The organism is Algicella marina (assembly GCF_009931615.1).
Classification (GTDB): Bacteria; Pseudomonadota; Alphaproteobacteria; order Rhodobacterales; family Rhodobacteraceae; genus Algicella; species Algicella marina.
This window is the reverse complement of sequence record NZ_CP046620.1, coordinates 1946386-1965720: the sequence shown is the minus strand read 5'-3', so window position 1 is coordinate 1965720 and position 19335 is coordinate 1946386. Positions and strand designations below refer to the sequence as shown.

The following is a 19335-nucleotide window of genomic DNA, read 5'->3' as shown; positions in this document are numbered from 1 at the left end:
GAGCGGTGTCGATGCTGACGCATGCTTTCGTTACACAGAAAATGAATACAGGGGACAAGTCATGGCAGACGACACGACGGGGCAGGGCATTCCTGCCCCTGACGGCGCATCCGCGCTGATCGAGACCGAATACGAGATAGGTCAACACAACGTCGAGGGTGCGGTCGGGCCTTTCGGTTTCGACATTCACAACCCGGTTTTCATGATATCGGGGCTTTCTATCGTAGCGTTCGTTTTCTATGCGCTGGTCCTGCCGGAGCATGCATCGGCAATGTTCGGTTGGCTGCGGCCGTGGCTGACCAGCACCTTCGATTGGTTCTTCCTCGGGGCGGCGAACATCTTCGTTCTGTTCTGTCTGTTCCTCATTGTCAGCCCGTGGGGCAGCGTCCGATTGGGTGGTGCGGATGCGACGCCAGATTACAGCTATATCGGCTGGTTCGCGATGCTGTTTGCGGCGGGCATGGGCATCGGCCTGATGTTTTTCGGTGTGTTGGAGCCGGTCTATCACATGGCGATCTCGGAACCGCTGGGTGTGCCTTCGCCCATTGCCGAGGACGGCAGTATCATCGCGGCGAACGTTGATGCGGCGCGGCAGATGGGCCTGGCGGCGACGATCTATCACTGGGGTCTCCATCCCTGGGCGATTTATGCGATCGTCGCGCTCGCGCTGGCGTTGTTCACCTACAACAAGGGGCTGCCGCTGACGATCCGTTCTGCGTTCTATCCTATTTTCGGTGAGCGGGTATGGGGCTGGACAGGCCATATCATCGACACGCTGGCGGTGTTCGCGACATTGTTCGGGCTGGCGACCTCGCTCGGCTTTGGGGCGCAACAGGCGAATGCGGGACTGGAACACATATTCGGGATCCCTGTAAGCACGACCGTGCAGGTACTGCTGATAAGCGGGATCACAGCGATTGCGCTGGTGTCGGTGCTGCGGGGACTGGATGGGGGCGTCAAGGTTCTCTCCGAGATCAACATGGGCGTGGCGCTGTTGCTGCTCGTGTTCGTGCTGCTGGCCGGCCCGACGCTGACGATCTTCTCCGATTTCGCGGCTGGTCTTGGTGCTTACGCAACCAACCTTGTTAGTCTCTCGAACCCGATCGGTCGGGAAGATACTGCCTACATGCAGGGTTGGACGGCTTTCTACTGGGCATGGTGGATTTCTTGGTCGCCGTTCGTGGGCATGTTCATCGCACGTGTCAGCCGTGGCCGATCCGTGCGCGAATTCATCACCTGCGTGTTGATCATTCCCAGCCTCGTCTGTGTTCTGTGGATGGCCGTTTTTGGCGGCACCGCCATTGACCAGGTGCTGACGGACCCTGCGACAAGTGCGGTGAAGGCAACCGTCATCGACAGTTACAGCCCGGAACTGTCGCTGTTCGCGATGCTGGAAGGGCTGCCGCTGGCGTCGATCACCAGCCTGATCGGTATCGTGCTGGTGATCGTCTTCTTCGTCACCTCGTCTGACTCCGGCTCACTTGTGATCGATACGATTACGGCGGGCGGCAAGGTCGATGCGCCGGTTCCACAGCGGGTGTTCTGGTGCGTGTTCGAGGGCGCGGTTGCGATTGTGCTGCTGATCGGGGGTGGCCTCGGCGCCTTGCAGGCCATGGTGATTTCCACGGGCTTGCCATTCACGCTGGTTTTGCTGTTGATGTGCTGGGCAATTTTGCGCGGATTGATGCAAGAAAAGGCCTGAGACACTCAATTTCCGGCTCCGGGTGTAACGCCCGGGGCCGGGCCAAGCGGAAAGATGCGAATGCCCGATTTAGACATAGAATTCATACGTTCGCAGTTTCCGGCCTTTTCCCAACCAGATCTACAAGACTTGGCGTTTTTCGAAAACGCCGGCGGTTCCTATACGTGCCGACAGGTGATCGATCGTCTGACCCGCTTCTATCATGAACGCAAGATGCAGCCTTACGGTCCGGCGGCGCCGACTAAGGCAGGCGGCGAGGAAATGGACGAGGCACGCGAGCGGCTGGCAGCGCTGCTGAACGTTGAATCGGATGAGCTTTCCTTCGGGCCATCGACGACGCAGAACACCTATGTGCTGGCGCAGGCTTTCCGTCAGATGCTGTCTGCAGGTGATGCAATCATTGTCACTGATCAGGATCATGAGGCTAACTCCGGTCCTTGGCGGCGGTTGGCTGCGGACGGCATAGATGTGCGCGTCTGGCCGGTGAACCGTGATACCGGCGCCTTGGATCGCGGCGATTTGCTGCGGTTGCTGGACAAAAAGGTTCAACTGGTATGCTTTCCGCATTGTTCGAACATCGTCGGACAGGTCAATCCGGTTGCGAACTGGGTGGAGGATGTCCATTCCGCAGGGGCCGTGGCTTGTGTTGACGGGGTCAGTTTCGCGCCGCATGGGCTGCCGGATGTCGGTGGGTTGGGGGCGGATATCTACCTGTTTTCCAGCTACAAAACCTATGGTCCGCATCAGGGGATCATGGTGTTGCGGCGGGAACTGGCGGACAGGTTGCCCAACCAAGCGCATTTTTTCAACGGAGACGTTCGCTACAAGCGTTTCACCCCGGCTGGACCGGATCATGCGCAGGTCGCTGCCTGCGCCGGGATGGCCGACTACGTGGATGCCGTGCATGCGCATCATTTCGGCGCAGATGCCGAACCGGCGGAACGGGCGCGCCGTGTGCTGGGCTTGCAGGCCAGTGCGGAAGCTGTGCGGCTGGCGCCGTTGCTGAGCTATTTGCGGGGGCGAAACGACATACGCCTGCTGGGCCCCGCCAGCGGCGAGGGCAAGGTTCCGACCGTGGCGTTTCGCCATGCATCGCGCGGGGATGTGCTGGCGGAGGCCCTTGCCTCGGAAGGGATTATTGCCGGCGGCGGCGATTTCTATGCAACGCGGGTTCTGGAAGCGATGGGAGAAGATCCGGAGCATGGTGTGCTGCGGCTGAGTTTCGTGCATTATACAGATGCGGCCGAGGTCGAGCGGTTGCTAACGGCGCTGGATAAGGTGCTGGGCCAGAGGGGCTGAACGAATATCACGCGAGACATGATCCGGTCGGAGGGTTGCGGCGTATATGCTTGAGATGCAACTGCCCGAAAGACCGTGACTTTTCATGACTGCCCCACTGATCTTCTGGTTTCGCCGTGACTTCAGACTGTCGGATCATCCCGGACTCGTGGCGGCGGCGGAGACCGGGCGTCCCCTAATTCCCGTATGCATTCTCGACCCGGAGACCGAAGCGCTGGGGGCGGCACCGCGATGGCGGCTGGAGCGGGCGATTGCGTGCTTTGCGAAAACTCTGGAAGAACGTGGCAGCCGCCTGATCTTGCGGCGGGGCCTGGCACTGGACGTGCTGGAGGCGTTGGTTCGTGAAACCGGTGCCGAGGCGGTGCATTGGTCGCGACTCTACGATCCCGCAGCGCGAGACCGGGACAGCGCCGTAAAATCCGCGCTGAAGGGGGCTGGCATCGAGGCGTGCAGCCATGCCGGTCACCTCTTGTATGAACCATGGACCGTGGAGACGGGCGAAGGCGAGTTTTACAAGGTGTTCAGCCCTTTCTGGCGGGCTGTGAGCAAACGGGAACCGGCGGAGCCGCTGTCTCCTCCGGATTTCGACGCGCCAGCGGACTGGCCGGACAGTGATGTTCTGGAGGATTGGCAACTCGGGCAGGCCATGCAGCGGGGCGCCGAAATCGTCGGGCGGCATGCGCGGATCGGCGCTGCTGCCGCGGCGGGCCGGCTCGGCTCGTTCATTGCTCATGGAATCGATACCTACAAGGCGGATCGTGACCGACTGGACCGTGATGGCACCTCCGGTCTTTCGCAGAATCTTTCACTTGGCGAGATATCTGCCCGCGTGTGCTGGCACGCGGCGGACCGCGCTCGGCAGGAAGGCAAGACCGGAGCTGAGACCTTCATGAAAGAGCTGGTGTGGCGTGAATTTGCCTACCACCTGCTGTTCCACACTCCGCACATTATCGACGCCAACTGGCGGGAAGAGTGGGGTGGATTTCCCTGGCAGCAAGACAATGATGCAGCGGAGCGGTGGCGGCGCGGCATGACCGGAGAGCCGATGATAGATGGCGCCATGCGCGAATTGTATGTTACCGGCACCATGCACAACCGAGCGCGGATGCTGGTTGCAAGCTACCTGACCAAGCACCTGATGACGGACTGGCGTGTGGGCCAACGCTGGTTCGAAGAGTGCCTGATCGACTGGGATCCGGCCTCGAATGCGCTTGGCTGGCAATGGACAGCCGGATCCGGTCCGGACGCCGCGCCCTATTTTCGCGTTTTCAATCCGGCGCTTCAGGGCGAGAAATTCGATCCGGAAGGTACGTATCGGGCTGCGTGGCTTGCGGAGGGGAACGACGCGCCAACGGAGACGGCGTTGAGCTTTTTCGAGGCAATTCCGAAGAGCTGGAATATGTCGCCGGATGACGATTACCCGCAGCCGATTGTCGGCCTGAAGGAGGGCCGGGAGAAGGCGCTGGCGGCATACGGGAAGTACAAGGGATGAACGTTGTAATTGGTGAAGCCTTGCCATTCAGGAACGGCGCATGAGGGTCGCCGTCGTCGGATCCGGCATCGCAGGTATGGGCGCTGCAATGGCGCTGAAGGACACCCATGACGTGTCGTTGTTCGAGGCGTCCCACCGGTTCGGCGGACATGCCAATACGGTAGATGCGGCTTTCGGAGACGTGAAGGTACCGGTGGATACCGGCTTCATCGTCTACAATTATCGCAATTATCCCAACCTGACCGGACTGTTCGAGCACCTGGGTGTACCTACCAAGTGGTCCGACATGTCCTTCGGCATTTCAGTGAGAGGCGGGCGGGTAGAATATGCATGTGACAACTTTGACCAGTTGTTCGCTCAGCGGCGGAACCTGTTGAACCCGGCGCATGTTACCGGTCTGATGCAGATATTGCGGTTTAACCGGGAAGCGCCAGCACAACTTGCCAAAGGTCAGTTGGACGGGCTTTCGCTCGGAGACTGGCTGACACAAGAGCGGTATTCGCGCTGGTTCAGGGATTGTTTCGTGCTGCCGTTCGGCGGTGCAATCTGGTCTACGCCCACGCGGGACATGCTGGATTTTCCGGCAAAAAACTTTGTTTCCTTCTTTCGCAACCACGATCTGATGAATGGCATGGCGCCGATGCAGCGCTGGCGAACAGTCGACGGCGGGTCCCGTGAATATGTGCGCAGAGTGATCGCGGCACTTGGCACGAGGGCGCGAAGCGGCGCGGAAGTGGTGGAAGTCGTTCGACGGGGAGCCCCGCAACTCCGGTTCCGCGATGGGTCCGAGGCGGTGTTTGACGCCGTTGTGCTGGCTTGCCACGGGCCGCAGGCGCGGCTGCTGCTGTCGGATCGCGATGTGACGGAGGAGAATCTGCTCTCGAGGTTCCGAACGAGTCCGAACCGTGCCGTTCTGCACTCCGATGAGCGGCTGATGCCGCGTCGGCGCAAAGTTTGGTCGAGTTGGAATTTCCTTTCGGATGGCGGCGCGGCGGACCTCGACCGGCCAGCACCCGTGACCTACTGGATGAACCGCCTGCAGGGGATCGACGAACGGTATCCGCTTTTTGTCAGCCTCAATCCAGCGGTCGAGATCGCGCAGGAGCGAGTTCACGGTTCTTTCGAGTACGCCCATCCGGTTTTCGACCGCGACAGCTTTGCCGCACAAGCCGAAATCGCCGGCATTCAGGGCAACGGCGGTGTCTGGTATGCTGGTGCATGGCTCGGATACGGTTTCCACGAAGATGGCTTGCGGAGCGGTTTGCAGGTGGCCGCGGCGCTGGGAGCAACGCCGGCCTGGGCGCGGGACATGCCGGAGCCTGCGCGTGTTCTTCTATCGGAGGCGGCCGAGTGACGGGTTCACCGGTAGCGCGCCTGTATCGCGGCGATGTTATGCACATGCGGCTGATCCCGAAACGGCACCGGCTACGGATGAGTGTGTTTACGACGCTTGTTGATCTCGACCGTCTGCCAGAGATCGCCGCGAACAACGCGCTATTGCGACACAATGGTTTCGGTGTTTTCTCGATCATGGATCGCGATCATGGCGCCCGAGACGGCAGCCCGCTGCGCCCATGGGTAGAGAAAAGGTTGCAACAGAAAGGACTGCCGCACCCGGCGCGGATCGAGTTGCTGAGCTTTCCCCGGATGTTCGGCTATGGATTCAATCCGCTGTCGATCTACTATTGTTATGATCGGGACGACCGACTGAAGAGCCTGATATACGAGGTCAAGAACACGTTTGGCGGGCAGGTGGCCTACGTTCTGTCGGCTGGGGAGGCGGCGGGTGGTATGTATCGTCAGCGTCAGGACAAGAAAATGTATGTCTCGCCCTTCATCGGTCCAGATCAAGTCTACCGGTTTGCCCTCAACAGTCCGGGGGAAAAACTTGCCGTGCGGATCCGACAGGCTGGGCAGGAGGGAGAGACGCTAATTGCGACGCTTACCGGCAGGGCTGAGACGTTGACGACCGGGGCGCTTGCGCGGGCACTAGTGGCCTATCCGTTGATGACGGTGATGGTCATCGTCAAGATCCACTGGCATGCGGCGCGGTTGGTGCTGAAAGGGGTGCCGTTCCTGCGGGAGCGGAAGGGGAAAGCGATCGTCGAGGTAAAGCCACGCTGAGACGGGGCTGATTAGGGGGTGAGAAATGACGCATCAGGTTCTGACGTCAACACGCGGCGAGACCGACCTGCCGCGCTGGTTTCAGCCGGCATTTGCGGCGCTATGCAGGATAAAGTGCGGACGTGTGGACGCCGTGCTGCCGGACGGCAGGGTTTTCCGTGCAACGGGCGGAGAGCCCGGGCCGGAGGGGCTTATGTTCATTCGCAACAATGGTTTGTTCGGGCGCATACTGCGGGATGGCGATGTCGGGTTCGCAGAGGCATACATGGATGGCTGGTGGGACTCTCCCGACCTTCAGGCATTGCTCGACGTGCTGCTTCTGTCCAATTCGGAAGTCGCACGGGCGGTTCCGGGAACGGGCGTGGTGCGCAGCTATGAGCGCGCGCGGCATTGGCTGCGTTCAAACTCCCGCCGACAGGCGCGACGGAACATTTCCCATCACTACGATCTGGGCAACGCTTTCTACAGCCAATGGCTGGACAGTTCCATGACCTATTCCTCCGCGCTGTTCGAGCAGGATTCCGAAGACCTTTCTCTGGCACAGGAACGGAAATACGCAGCAATATGCGACAAGATTGGCGTGACCGAGGGTGGCCATCTCCTGGAAATCGGCTGTGGTTGGGGAGGGTTTGCCGAGTATGCGGCGGGAAAGCGCGGTGCGAAGGTCACGGGTCTGACCATCAGCCGTGAGCAGATGGACTTTGCGCAGAAGCGGATCTTCGAGGCCGGATTAAGCGAGCGGGTCGACATCGTCATGCGCGATTACCGCGATGAGCGCGGCAGCTTCGACGGCATTGCTTCAATAGAGATGTTCGAGGCCGTCGGAGAGAAATACTGGCCAGTCTATTTCGATACCGTACGGGAAAGGTTGAAACCGGGCGGACGGGCATCTTTCCAGATCATCACCATAGAGGACCGCCTATTCGACGGCTATCGCAAGGGCGTCGATTTCATCCAGAAATATATCTTTCCGGGAGGCATGCTGCCCAGCCCGTCCGTCTTGCAGGCAGAGGTGAAGAAGGCGGGATTGCTATTTGGCGGCAGTCATGAGTTCGGCCAAAGCTATTCCGACACCCTGCGGCGGTGGAATGCCCGTTTCAATGAAAAGTGGGACGACATCGCACCACTTGGCTTCGATGAACGCTTTCGAAGGATGTGGAATTACTATCTGGCCTCTTGTGCGTCGTGCTTCTTGTCTGGCACAACTGATGTCACGCAGATCAGCGTGTCGCGGCCAAGCTGAAAAGGCGGGGCGCGGTTCAGGACGAATTGAAGAACGGAACGGGCAATGGGCATAGAGAATGCGCTGGGGATGCCGACAGCGGCAAGGCTGGTGGCTGCGATATGTGTGAGTTTCTCGCTTCTGATCATGGTCTACGTGGTGACAGCGTACCTGCCGGAGGAACGGCTGGAGCGATATGAGACACGGCTTCTTTGGGTGTTCGGGATATACGGATTATATCACGGATGGTACGGTCTGGGGAAGAAGGCGACCGTTGAGACTGGCAGCGGCGTGTTTCTGGGACTTCGCTCCGCCATTACCGTGACGGTCGCAATTCTTTTCATGTGCGCGATTTCCAAGGTCATCGACGATATCCTCGATTCGAAACTTGCGGGGGCGAACCCAATGGAGGCGATCAAGAACATGTTTGCCGCCTTCGGAGAGTATTTCTTCCTGTTGCTTGCACAGCCGAAGCTTTTGATCATCTTCGCGATTACCGGCATCATCTGTGGTGTTCTGGCCAGAAATGCCGCCAAGCGTTGGGACTGAGCCTACGCAGGTTCAGGGTTTGGCACGCCAACCGAGCATCGTTCTGATCGCGGCAATATAGCTTCTGTTCGGTAGCAAACCGATGAGGCGCAGGAGCAGTGAGAAACGACGCGGAAAGGTGATCGCGAAACCCGGGCGCGCAAGACCGTCGACAATTCGATCAGCTGCGTTTTTCGGTTCCATCAGAAATGGCATTTCGAAATCATTGACGGCGGTGGCTTCTGTTCGCACGAACCCCGGATTGATTACGGACAGGCGGATGCCGAGGTCGACCACGTCCATGGCAAGTGACTCGCACATCGCAATCAGTCCAGCCTTGGTGGCGGAGTAAATTGCCGCGTCGGGAAGGCCGCGATAGCCGGCGACAGATGCTGTTACGGCAATTACGCCGGTCCCTCTCGGAATGAAGTAGCGCAGCAGCGGATCCAGCGCGTTGGCAACGCCTTCGAGGTTGACGCGGAGCATGGTACGGGCTGTTTCGGCCTTGAAGTTCGTCGCCCGCATCGGTGTGTAGACACCTGCGTTGAGAATCGCCATTGCCAAGGGGCCGCTGGCCGTGATCTCGGCGAGACAAATGGCCATGCGCGTCGGGTCGGTGACGTCTCCGGGCAGGGCGATGATCCTTCCGGGGCGCGATTCCGCTTCAATTTCGAGTTCGGCAAGTTTCCCCGCACTTCTTGCTGTGGCATAGACCGTCCAGCCATCTTGTGCGAGGCGCAACGCTACGGCGCGACCGATGCCAGAACTGGCGCCGGTGATCCAGACAGAGCCGTCCTTGGGACGGGCGATCTGATCAAAGACGCTCATGGTTCGGCCCTTTAACCACACGTAAAATCAAAGAAGGCACCAATTCAGCCAGGGAGAACGTTCAGGAATCGGCTGAAAGGCCCAGTGAAGCGCAGTGTGCCGGACAGGACAATCAGACAGTAGCAAGTTTCGTCCCCGGTCACATGCGGCTGATGATCATCACGATGGTCGGCGATGGCCAGGTCTCCCGTTTGGAAAGTCTTGCCATCATCCTCCATGACGCCCGAGAGAATGAGGGTCGCCTCCTCACCATCGTGGGTGTGGTGTGGCATTCTGCGACCGGGACGAACTCGCATCAGACTGACCTTCTCACCTTCGTATCCGCCGAGCACATACTCGCTCACACCGGGTAGACGCATACCCCAGCGAAGTTCGTCGATATCGGCGCCGAGGGCGTGTCTAAGAGGAGCGGGCAGGGGACTGCCGGGTGCGGCTCTGGGTGTTTGGAGTGGCAAATCTGTTGATTGTTCGTCGAGGGCCGCCAGTGCCAAATCTAGCCGCGGCGCATCTATTCCTGTGACGTCGTCATGGAACTGATTAGCCGCCAGGGCTTCGAGCTGAGAAACCTGCCTCCGACAAGCGGGACAGTAGGTCAGGTGGGCGCTGACCAGAAGACTCATGCCATCGGACAGAGTGCCGCTTGCGTAACCTGCCAGATGCTCGGCATGGGGATGCCAATTTGTCATTTTTCTACCGTTGTTCGTTACTGATCTTGTTACGCAGATCAACACGCAGCGGATCACCCCGTCACGCTTTTATTCTTGTGCTGCCGCGGATATGCGGTGGCCGGAGAGGCTGGAGGACAAGCGATGAGCGGTGCGACGAATATTTTTGTCTACGGGACCTTACGCGATCAGGATATCCTGATGACAGCGCTGGGGCCGGAGTTTTCCGATGCGGATGTCCGGGTAGGCACGGCGCGCGGGGTTCGGGCGGCGAAGACCGCAGCAGGACCTTATCCCGGTCTGGTGAAAGACGCAGATGCCGCCGCACCCGGTCTTTTACTTCGCAATATGTCTGATGAGGCCGTAGCGAGGCTGGTCTATTTCGAAGCCTGTTTTTCATTCGATCTGATCGAGGTTGAAGTTGATTGTGCGGGCGAGATGTTCCGCGCGGAAATCTTCTGGCCAAATGATGAAGTCGATCTGTCGGCGGAGGACTGGAGGTTGGAGGATTGGCAGCAGTCAGAGAAGCCATTGTTTCTGGCGATGGCAAGGGATGTAATGGCCGTGTATCCCGATGGTGGACACAAGGGGCCAATGATCCTGCGTATGGGGGCTATGCGACGGGCGGTGGCGTCGCTGCGGGCCGCGGGCGTTCAGCCTGCGGACCTTCGTTCCGAGTTCGGCAGGGACGGCATTCATCAGCTCCATCGCCGTCGGAACTTTACCGGCTTCTTCGCGGCAGAAACGCTGAACTTCCGCTTTCGCACGTTTGGCGGTGGTTTGTCGGAGACTGTGGACAGAGAAGTCATGGTAACCGGTGACGCAGTGTCCGTGCTGCCATGGGATCCGGTGCGCGATACGGTGTTACTGATCGAGCAGGTTCGGGCCGCACCGGTCGCGCGGGGCGACAGCAATCCATGGAGCCTCGAGGTGATTGCTGGACTGCTGGACCGGATGGAGACCCCGGAAGATGCGGCGCGACGCGAGGCACAGGAAGAGGCGGGATTGGAACTGGGGCGGATGGAGAAGATCACCTCTTTCTACAGTTCACCGGGAGCGCTTACCGAGAACATGACCTGTTTCCTGGCAGAGGCCGACCTGAGCGGCGAAGGTGGCATTCATGGATTGGCCAGCGAGGCAGAGGATATTCGCAGCATGATTGTGCCTTTTGCGACCGCCATGGCAGCGCTGGAAAGTGGCGAAGCGGCGAACGCGCCCATCGTTGTTTCGCTGATGGCGCTGGCGGCGCGGAAGGAGCGGTTAGAGGCGCTCTGGGGTTAATCGCTTGCAGGCAACTGGGTGGCGCACTAGGTTCTGGACCCGAGCGCCACTGACCGAAAGAGACCTTCAATGACCCTGCGCCGCAATCTTGCCGACGCCATCGGCAACACGCCACTGATCCGGTTGAACAAGGTTTCTGACCTCACTGGCTGCGAAATTCTAGGCAAGGCGGAGTTCATGAACCCCGGCCAATCTGTGAAGGACCGGGCGGCGCTGAGTATCGTCCGCAAGGCCATCGAGGCCGGTGAATTGCAGCCGGGAGGCATGATAGTCGAGGGCACCGCCGGCAATACTGGCATCGGCCTGGCTCTTGTCGGCTCTTCCATGGGGTTTCGGACGGTGATCGTCATTCCCGAGACGCAGAGTCAGGAAAAGAAGGACATGATCCGGATAGCCGGAGCCGACCTGGTCGAGGTTCCGGCAGCTCCCTATCGCAACCCAAACAACTTTGTCCGCTATTCCGAGCGTCTTGCAAAAAAGCTGAACGAAACGCAGCCCAATGGCGCGATCTGGGCCAATCAGTTCGATAATACCGCCAACCGCGATGCGCATGTCGAGACGACGGCGCCGGAAATCTGGCAGCAGACGGCCGGGAAGGTGGACGGCTTCATCTGTGCCGTGGGCTCCGGCGGGACGCTTGCCGGAGTGGCGGCGGGCCTGCGGGCCGAGAACCCGGACGTCAAGATCGGCATAGCGGATCCGGACGGCGCGGCACTTTACAGCTATTACACAGAGGGCGAACTGAAATCCGAAGGCTCCTCGATCGCAGAGGGTATCGGGCAGGGGCGTATTACCGCGAACCTCGAAGGTCTGGAAGTGGATTACGCCTACAACATCTCCGACGCCGAAGCCTTGCCCTATATCTTCGACCTTCTGGAGACCGAGGGGCTGTGCCTCGGCGCGTCGTCCGGTGTAAATATCGCCGGTGCGGTGCGCATGGCCGGTGATCTGGGGCCGGGCAAGACCATCGTGACGGTGCTTTGCGACTACGGAACCCGTTACCAATCCAAACTCTATAACCCGGAGTTCTTGCGCAGCAAGGACCTGCCTGTGCCGCTGTTCCTGCAACGGGACCCACTAGAACTCCCAACCGTGTTCGAGAATGACTGATCAGAAATTAGCGACCTATGCCCGCCTCGCCAACCTGTGCCTGTCTGGAATCCTAACGCTTTGCCTGCTGGTGGCCGCACCGCAGCTTCACGCGCAGTCCGAGGAAGATACGAGCATCGCCGCGCAGACCGCGACATGGTCGCGCCTGGTGCAGCGGGGCGAGACGCTGATTGCTTCCGAAGAGGCGACGGTGGCCGAACTCGATGCCGTACGTTCCGATCTCGCCGAGCAGCGCAGCGATGCGCTGAGCGCTGAGGAATCTGCACAGGCCGAACTGGCGAGCATCCGGGCAACGCTCGAAAGTCTGGGTCCGAAGCCCGCGGAAGGGCAAACCGAAGCGGAAACCGTGGCCGCCGAACGGGTCAACCTCAACCAGCGCCTTCAGGAGGCACAGGCCAACCTCCTTGCGGCCCGCGCCGCGCGCGAAGACACGGCCGAAATACTCGCGCGGATCGATTCCCGCATGCGCACACAGTTTTCCAATCGTCTGATCTCTCTCGGGCCATCACCGGTCCTGCCGCAGAACTGGCCTGGCGCGGCGATTGCAGTGGTCTCGTATTTCCAGGAACTTCAGGGTGAAGTGCTGTCTACGCTCGATAACCGTTTTGAGCGCGAACGCACATTGCAGCGATTGCCGTTCGCGGGCGTCATGATGGTGCTCGGTCTGTTGCTATTGTTCGTGGTGCGCAGGCGCATTGTCGGTTGGGTTTTGGCATACCTCGAACGCAGTTCCGCCAGCAAGGCCTCTGCCTGGGGTGGAACGGTACTGAATCTCGCCCGGCTGATCGTGCCGTCAGTCGGGGCTGCTCTCTTCATTGTTGGCCTGAAGACATTGGACCTGTTCGGCCCCGCTGGAGACGCCGTGGTAGCGGCGCTGCCGCAGTTTGCGGCCTTCGTGATCCTCTCCTACTGGATCGGACATTCCATCTTTGCTCCGGCGATAGAACGATACAGGTTGGTGACGCTGAACGATGAAGATGCCCATGCTGGCTCATTCTGGACGCAGATTCTCGGCTTGTTCGCCGCGCTGCAATTCCTCCTGGCTGCGATCCTTGAACAACAGCAAGCCGACGAGACAATAGCGGCGGTGCTGAAGTTCCCGGTCCTGCTGCTCGCCGCGCTTTCACTCTGGCGACTTGCGGCTCTGTTCTCCAAGGCGTTGACGGCCGGCAAGGTTGAAAGCGAAGGTGATGAGCAGGTAATGGATGCCTTTGGCACCGGTTCTGTACGGGTCTTGCGTAAGTTGGCTGTGTTCGTGGCTATCGTCAGTCCGTTGCTCGCAGCCATCGGCTACACGGCCCTTTCCGACTATGTATTTTTCTCTTTTGTAATGAGCGCTGGCGTTTTCGGCGCGGCTTACGTGTTTTTCGCCACCTTCCTGCGGTTGCTGGAAGCTGTAATGAAGACGTCGGACGACAGCGATGGCCAAAGTGGAGACAGCTTTGGCCTCTTGCCCGTTTTTGCCGGTTTCCTGATTGCTCTTGCCTGCCTGCCGGTGCTCGCCCTCATCTGGGGGGCGCGGCAAAGCGACCTGCTGGAGGCGTGGGTCTGGCTGCGCGACGGTATCAGCATCGGTGGCAGCCGTATCTCTTTGACGGACCTCTTGGCATTGATCGTAGTATTCGGCATCGGTTACACGTTGACCCGAGCGCTGCAATCGGCTTTGCGCCGCACGGTGCTGCCGCGCACCAAGCTGGACGTTGGCGGCCAAAATGCAGTTTCCACCGGTGTGGGATATCTTGGCATATTTGTCGCGGCAGTCGTCGCCATAACAGCTACCGGCCTCGACCTCTCGAACCTCGCCATCGTAGCCGGGGCGCTTTCCGTCGGCGTCGGTTTCGGTTTGCAGACCATCGTGTCGAATTTCGTGTCAGGCATCATCCTTCTGATCGAACGCCCGATCAAGCAGGGTGACTGGATCGAGGTCGCCGGCTATTCGGGTTACGTCCGAAAGATTTCTGTACGATCGACCGAGATCGAAACTTTCGACCGGTCGAATGTCATCGTTCCGAACCAGGAGCTGATCGCCGGAACGGTTCTGAATTACACGCATGGGTCGATGAACGGCCGGGTTATCGTGCCTGTCGGGGTGGCGTACGGAACCGATGTTAAGAAAGTGGAGGCTCTGCTTAAGGATATCGCCGAAAACCACCCGCTCGTGATCCGTACGCCGCCACCAGCGGTGCTCTTCATGGGCTTTGGTGCCGACAGCCTCGATTTCGAGATCCGCGCGATCCTGCGGGATGTGAACAACATGCTCTCCGTGAAGAGCCAGATGAATTATCAGATCTACGAGAAGTTCACGGAGGAAGGCATAGAGATCCCGTTCGCACAGCGCGACCTTTGGCTGCGTAACCCCGAAGAACTGGCGAAATCCATGGGCGGCCGGGAAGCGGCCGGTGAGTGAGCGGCGGCGATACGACGTTTCGCTGGGTCGTCTCGGCGACATCTCAATTTAACGGCCGTCGCCCCTTGCCTTCCGGTTTCGTTTTTGTATAACGCAGGCTCCAGCGGAGAGGTGGCCGAGTGGTCGAAGGCGCACGCCTGGAAAGTGTGTATACGGGAGACCGTATCCAGGGTTCGAATCCCTGTCTCTCCGCCACAAATCCCCGATAACCGTTTCTCTCCCGCGCCTGACTGCGTGATTTTTCCGTTATTTTAAAGACTTGTAGCCGAAAGGCTGTTCACTGCTTTCTGCGCTAAGAGGCCCGAAAGCGCTCTCTCCGGTCCAAGTTCTCCAAAGCTGTTGACTGCCACATTTTGGTGTTCAGCTTTAACCCGTTGATACACAATGGCTTTTTGAGGGGGTTTTAGGCGTTGCCCGTCAGGGATCTTTGGTTGGAGATGCGACCGGCGTCGAAATTAGACTAGGCGAAAGATGCAACTAGCTTACCAGGATGATGACAAATCACAGAGATCCCAAGCCATTCTTTACGACAAGAATGGCGGTAAGCGGAAGTTCACCGCACACACGAGAGTTCTTGAGACAATCGTAGAATGCGGGCACTGAAATCTCAAAGCCAAGACTGCCTTCTAAGAAAACTTCCTGCTCAACTTTCGACTTGCGAGATACGGGAACGTTAGAACCGAGTGATCGTGTCTGCGGCTCTCGTCATCGTTTTCCCTCTCGACGCAGTCAGTGACCAAACGCTCAATACGCGCCACTGCATCTTGACGCCTTCGGAAAAATCGTATTTAACATATATGTTAAGTAATGGAGTCGTTAAATGCAGGCAGATTCCCTATCTCTCACATTCTCTGCACTCGGCGACCCGACCCGCAGGGCCATCCTGCAGCAGCTGAGCGAGGGAGAGGCGTCGGTCGGGGAGTTGACCGAACCCTTCGATATTTCCATGCCAGCGATTTCTCGGCATCTGAAGGTGTTGGAGCGTGCGGGCCTCGTCCAACGCACCCGGAATGCGCAATGGCGACCGGTGCAACTCAATGCAGCGCCTTTGGCCGAGATCGCCAATTGGGTGGAGAGCTATCGCAAGCATTGGGAAGGAGCTTTCGACCGTATGGATGACTACCTGGCCGAGCTACAGAAAGGTGACTCAGATGCCGAAAACTGATGCGACACCAGAGCAACGCGCGCTGACGCTCGATATCGACAGGGTGTTTGCAGCACCGCGGGAGCTGGTCTGGAGCTTGTGGAAAGACCCAGACCATCTGGTGCGCTGGCATGGCCCCGAAGGTTGCGCGCTAAGCGAGTGCCAGCAGGACTTTCGCCCGGGCGGAAAATGGCGACGCACGATGACAGCTGGCCCCGGCCATGCACATGTGATCTTCGGGGAGTTCATCGAGATCGATGAACCGCGCCGGCTAAGCTTTACCTACACAAACGCAGGCGACGGCTTTGAGACAGTTGTGAAGATGGACTTCATCGCGCAGCCAGACGGTACCACGCGGATGCTGTTCAAACAAACACCGTTCCTCAACCGTGCGGAGCGGGACGGTCACAGCCGGGGCTGGAGCAGCAGTTTCGATCTGCTCGATGCCTATCTCTTGCTGTTCGGTCTGGAGGACTGGCGGCCAAAAGGCAGCCCCCGCATAGACGGGGTAGCGGCGGATTTTGCAGCAGCCAAAGCGCGTCAGGCGCAAGAAATCGACGAAGAAATACATGAACATCGGCACACCTAAGGTCGTTGACTACGCCGCCCGACACTACGTCTCGTTACGGCGTCAGGTGGTGATGCCTATCGGTCAGGTTGCGACCGAAACCCTGGACAAGCTGGTCGTTGAGATCGACAGGCAAGGCATCGCGGGAACGGGCGCTGCGATCTTCAAGTATAACATCGTCAAGATGCCGGAACTGGAAATGGAATTCGGGTTCGAGACGAGTTCAGCGCAATCGGCGACCGGTGCGCTGAAAAGCGGCATCCTGCCAGCCGGGCGTTATGCGGAACTGACCTATGTCGGACCGTACCGCCATCTGACGAAGGTGAATGGCGTCCTGATCGACTGGTCGCGGGAAAACGATCTGGTTTTCGACATGCATCCCGCGCCAGACGGTGACCACTTCGCCAGTCGTGTCGAGTTTTATCCCAACGGCCCGCAGGATGAACCTGACGAAGACAAACGCAAGACCGTTGTGGCGATTAAGCTGAAAGACTGAGTTGGGTCGGATACCGAATGTCGACTTTCCACGTCTCCTAACCACAACCGAACCGTTCGCATCCAGCTCCACTCGAGACCTTTGCGCTTTGCTTCCAAACGGCAGCTTCGTCCGCACAGCTGACTTTCACCAGTTGAGAATGCTAAACGATGTATGAATGGCTGGTCTCGGGAAGCCGCAGTGCGGCATCAGAGCCGGCTCCGAATGTCGGCTTCGGGCCGTTCGCTTCAGGACCTTGACTTCTCACGCCCGCAACCAATCATCCGAGAATGCAACGCCATCAACACCGGCGATGGCCCTGACCCTTTCAAGCTCCGCTTCCAATCCGGCGATGCGCGCTTTTGCCATGCGAACGCCGGCTTCGGGCCAGAAGGCGCGCACGAGCAGAGTACTGCCTTTGCGGCTGGTATCGAGCCGCCCGATCAACCGGTCGCCCTGGAGGACGGGAAAGATGTAATAGCCGTACTTGCGTTTGGCTTCCGGCACGAAGATCTCGATCCTGTAGTGAAATCCGAAGAGGCGTTCGGTTCGCGCGCGGTCCCTCAGGGCAGGATCGAAGGGAGAGAGAAGTCGTATCCGGGACGAAGGATCGGGCTGAGAGGCAGCTGAATCCAGAGTTTCAACGGTTGTGAAACTGCGTCGGCGGGAGCCGTCGGCCAGTTCTATATCGACCTCGATGATCCCTCCCGCGGCAAGTTGCGCGGCGCACCAGGCTTTCGCCTCACTCTTCGTTGCGATGTCGAAGAACGCGGCAAGTTCGCCGCTGGTACCGAAGCCGAGCCGGTAGAGTGCATGGCTCATCGCGCGGTGGATGATTTCCTCCTCATCCAGTCTTTGGTGGAGGCGTTCAGCGGGGATCACGCGGTCGGCCAGATCGTAGAACTTCCGAAAGCCGCGCCGGTGACAAATTGCGAGCTGTCCGGAACGCCAGAGGAATTCGAGAGCCGTCTTCGAAGGGTGCCAATCCCACCAACCGGACGACGTCTTCTGCTCGTCTGTGCCGACATCGAGAGAGCAGGCCGGCCCCGTATCCGAGATATGGCGCAGCACGCTATCGATCTCGTCTTCCCATCCATCCCGACGCCATGCCGGCCAGCGTTCCCGGGCACGCGCTTCCTCCCGCGAGAACTTGAGCCGCCACATCGGGTAGAACTGCATCGGGATGATGGCGGCATCATGTGTCCAGTGCTCGAACGCGGAGCGGTCGCGCGCGACCAGGTGTTCAAGCGCCCGCGGGCGGTACTGGCCACGGCGCGACCAGAGGATCAGATCATGCGCGCGTGCCAGAGTGTTGATGCTGTCGACCTGAACGAAGCCCAGCTTGTCGAGCACACCTTCGAGATCGGCGCCCCGGCCGGTTCCGCCAGTCGGGCGAAGCAACAGGTGGCGGTCGAGAAACAGGCGGCGGGCGCGCTGGTTATCCAGGACTGGGCGGTTCATGGGACATGTTCATGCCGGGAAATCGCAGGGCCTACAATGGCAGTCTATCAGGAGCGCGGGGTAGCTACGACCTGAGCCCAGGATCGCTTGCAAAGTCGGCGCGCTTGCCAAGTTTGGTTTGGGACTTCATCTTCTGGCCATGTGCAACCTCTTCAGCAACACGATGCCCGTGGACGCCATGCGGAACCTGTTCGGTGTGGACGCTGGCAACGACCATCTCGGCAACCAGCCGCCGCTGCCGGCGATCTTCCCGCGCTACGAGGCGCCGGTCATGCGCCAGAGTGGGGATGGTCAACGGGAGCTCGTGCGAATGCACCGGGGCTTTCTCATGCCGCAGGTCTCGAAGAAGACAGGCAAGCCGATCCTGCCGAAAGCCGTCAACAATGCCCGCGACGACAAGGTGCGGTCGTCGTCCTTTTGGAGATCGAGCTTTGCCGAGCGGCGCTGCCTCGTGCCGGCAACGTCGTTCTGTGAAGCCAAGGGCAAGGCACCGGCAACTTATTACTGGTTCGGGGTGCAGGGAGACGACGAACGGCCGCCCTTCGCATTTGCAGGCATGTGGCGGCAATTCCGCGGCAATTACCGGGATGAGTTGGTCGAGATCGATACGTTCACGATCCTGACGACAAAACCCAATGATCTCGTGCGGAAGATCCATCCCGACCGCATGCCGGTGATCCTAGATCCCGCTGACCATGCCACCTGGCTGGATGGCTCTGGCGACGAAGCGTATCGGCTTGTGCGGCCCTTCCCGGAGGATCAGATGCGGATCGTTCAGTCGGGGGAGGACTTGAAGTCGGATGATGGGCCGACGTGAAGGAAGCCAGTTGACGCTCCCACTGCACCGAAAATCCATCCATCACAGCGGCCAGAGTGAGCTCCTCTCCCTGCCTTCCCTCCAGCACCACTTCCACGATCTCCGGTGCGAGCAATGTCAGCCTGAGCACCCGCGTCATGTACGAATGTGTGATCCTCTCATGACGGGCGAGATCCCCGATGGTGGCGAAGTCCCCGCTCTCCAGCATCCGT

Annotated in this window: 17 protein-coding genes and 1 tRNA gene; 15 read left to right on the top strand and 3 right to left on the bottom strand. The window is 59.5% G+C overall.

Going from position 1 to position 19335, the window contains the following annotated elements:
* The first annotated feature begins 61 nt into the window (after positions 1-61).
* From GO499_RS09785 to GO499_RS09755, 7 genes are all read left to right on the top strand, one after another.
* Positions 62-1702, top strand: a complete 1641-nt coding sequence (locus tag GO499_RS09785) for a BCCT family transporter (RefSeq protein ID WP_161862020.1) — start codon at positions 62-64, stop codon at positions 1700-1702.
* Between the two features lie 60 nt (positions 1703-1762).
* A complete protein-coding gene (locus GO499_RS09780; protein WP_161862019.1) occupies positions 1763-3001 on the top strand; it encodes an aminotransferase class V-fold PLP-dependent enzyme in 1239 nt (412 codons plus the stop codon).
* Positions 3002-3086: 85 nt separating this feature from the next.
* Positions 3087-4493, top strand: a complete 1407-nt coding sequence (locus tag GO499_RS09775; protein ID WP_161862018.1) for a cryptochrome/photolyase family protein — start codon at positions 3087-3089, stop codon at positions 4491-4493.
* A 40-nt stretch (positions 4494-4533) separates the two neighbouring features.
* Entirely contained in the window at positions 4534-5847 is a 1314-nt protein-coding gene (locus tag GO499_RS09770) for an NAD(P)/FAD-dependent oxidoreductase (protein ID WP_161862017.1), read from the top strand.
* On the top strand, positions 5844-6617 hold the full coding sequence (locus GO499_RS09765) for a DUF1365 domain-containing protein (RefSeq protein ID WP_284154965.1): 774 nt from the start codon (positions 5844-5846) through the stop codon (positions 6615-6617). Before GO499_RS09770 ends, GO499_RS09765 begins: the two co-directional genes overlap by 4 nt.
* 25 nt (positions 6618-6642) lie before the next feature.
* Positions 6643-7860 (top strand): SAM-dependent methyltransferase, encoded by a 1218-nt coding sequence (locus GO499_RS09760; RefSeq protein ID WP_161862016.1) that lies wholly within the window; start codon positions 6643-6645, stop codon positions 7858-7860.
* 45 nt (positions 7861-7905) lie between these two features.
* Positions 7906-8388, top strand: a complete 483-nt coding sequence (locus GO499_RS09755; protein WP_161862015.1) for a TrgA family protein — start codon at positions 7906-7908, stop codon at positions 8386-8388.
* A gap of 12 nt (positions 8389-8400) precedes the next feature.
* Here GO499_RS09755 and GO499_RS09750 read toward each other — a convergent pair whose 3' ends face one another.
* Positions 8401-9195, bottom strand: a complete 795-nt coding sequence (locus GO499_RS09750; protein WP_161862014.1) for an SDR family NAD(P)-dependent oxidoreductase — start codon at positions 9193-9195, stop codon at positions 8401-8403.
* Between the two features lie 44 nt (positions 9196-9239).
* The gene (locus GO499_RS09745; RefSeq protein WP_161862013.1) at positions 9240-9881 is read right to left on the bottom strand and encodes a ChrR family anti-sigma-E factor; all 642 of its coding nucleotides are present in this window, start codon (positions 9879-9881) and stop codon (positions 9240-9242) included.
* Between the two features lie 123 nt (positions 9882-10004).
* Between GO499_RS09745 and GO499_RS09740 the strand changes: the two genes are divergently transcribed.
* The 7 genes from GO499_RS09740 (at position 10005) to GO499_RS09710 (ending at position 16866) form a co-directional block, all read left to right on the top strand.
* Positions 10005-11141, top strand: coding sequence for an NUDIX domain-containing protein (locus GO499_RS09740; RefSeq protein ID WP_161862012.1), 1137 nt, complete (start codon positions 10005-10007; stop codon positions 11139-11141).
* 69 nt (positions 11142-11210) lie between these two features.
* The gene (locus tag GO499_RS09735; protein WP_161862011.1) at positions 11211-12251 is read left to right on the top strand and encodes a cysteine synthase A; all 1041 of its coding nucleotides are present in this window, start codon (positions 11211-11213) and stop codon (positions 12249-12251) included.
* Positions 12244-14658: a DUF3772 domain-containing protein gene (locus tag GO499_RS09730; RefSeq protein ID WP_161862010.1), complete on the top strand. Its 2415-nt coding sequence runs from the start codon at positions 12244-12246 to the stop codon at positions 14656-14658. The genes GO499_RS09735 and GO499_RS09730 overlap by 8 nt, the downstream gene beginning before the upstream one ends.
* Positions 14659-14763: 105 nt before the next feature.
* Positions 14764-14853: transfer RNA gene (locus GO499_RS09725), tRNA-Ser, on the top strand.
* A 625-nt stretch (positions 14854-15478) separates the two neighbouring features.
* Positions 15479-15823, top strand: a complete 345-nt coding sequence (locus tag GO499_RS09720; protein ID WP_161862009.1) for an ArsR/SmtB family transcription factor — start codon at positions 15479-15481, stop codon at positions 15821-15823.
* Entirely contained in the window at positions 15810-16391 is a 582-nt protein-coding gene (locus GO499_RS09715) for an SRPBCC family protein (protein WP_161862008.1), read from the top strand. The genes GO499_RS09720 and GO499_RS09715 overlap by 14 nt, the downstream gene beginning before the upstream one ends.
* Positions 16372-16866, top strand: coding sequence for a GyrI-like domain-containing protein (locus GO499_RS09710; protein ID WP_161862007.1), 495 nt, complete (start codon positions 16372-16374; stop codon positions 16864-16866). Before GO499_RS09715 ends, GO499_RS09710 begins: the two co-directional genes overlap by 20 nt.
* A gap of 243 nt (positions 16867-17109) precedes the next feature.
* Here the strand turns inward: GO499_RS09710 and GO499_RS09705 are convergent, their stop codons facing one another.
* Positions 17110-18306: a winged helix-turn-helix domain-containing protein gene (locus GO499_RS09705; protein ID WP_161862006.1), complete on the bottom strand. Its 1197-nt coding sequence runs from the start codon at positions 18304-18306 to the stop codon at positions 17110-17112.
* Positions 18307-18424: 118 nt separating this feature from the next.
* On the opposite strand from GO499_RS09705, the gene GO499_RS09700 reads away from it, so the two are divergent.
* The gene (locus GO499_RS09700) at positions 18425-19123 is read left to right on the top strand and encodes an SOS response-associated peptidase (protein ID WP_284154964.1); all 699 of its coding nucleotides are present in this window, start codon (positions 18425-18427) and stop codon (positions 19121-19123) included.
* Positions 19124-19335 lie beyond the last annotated feature (212 nt).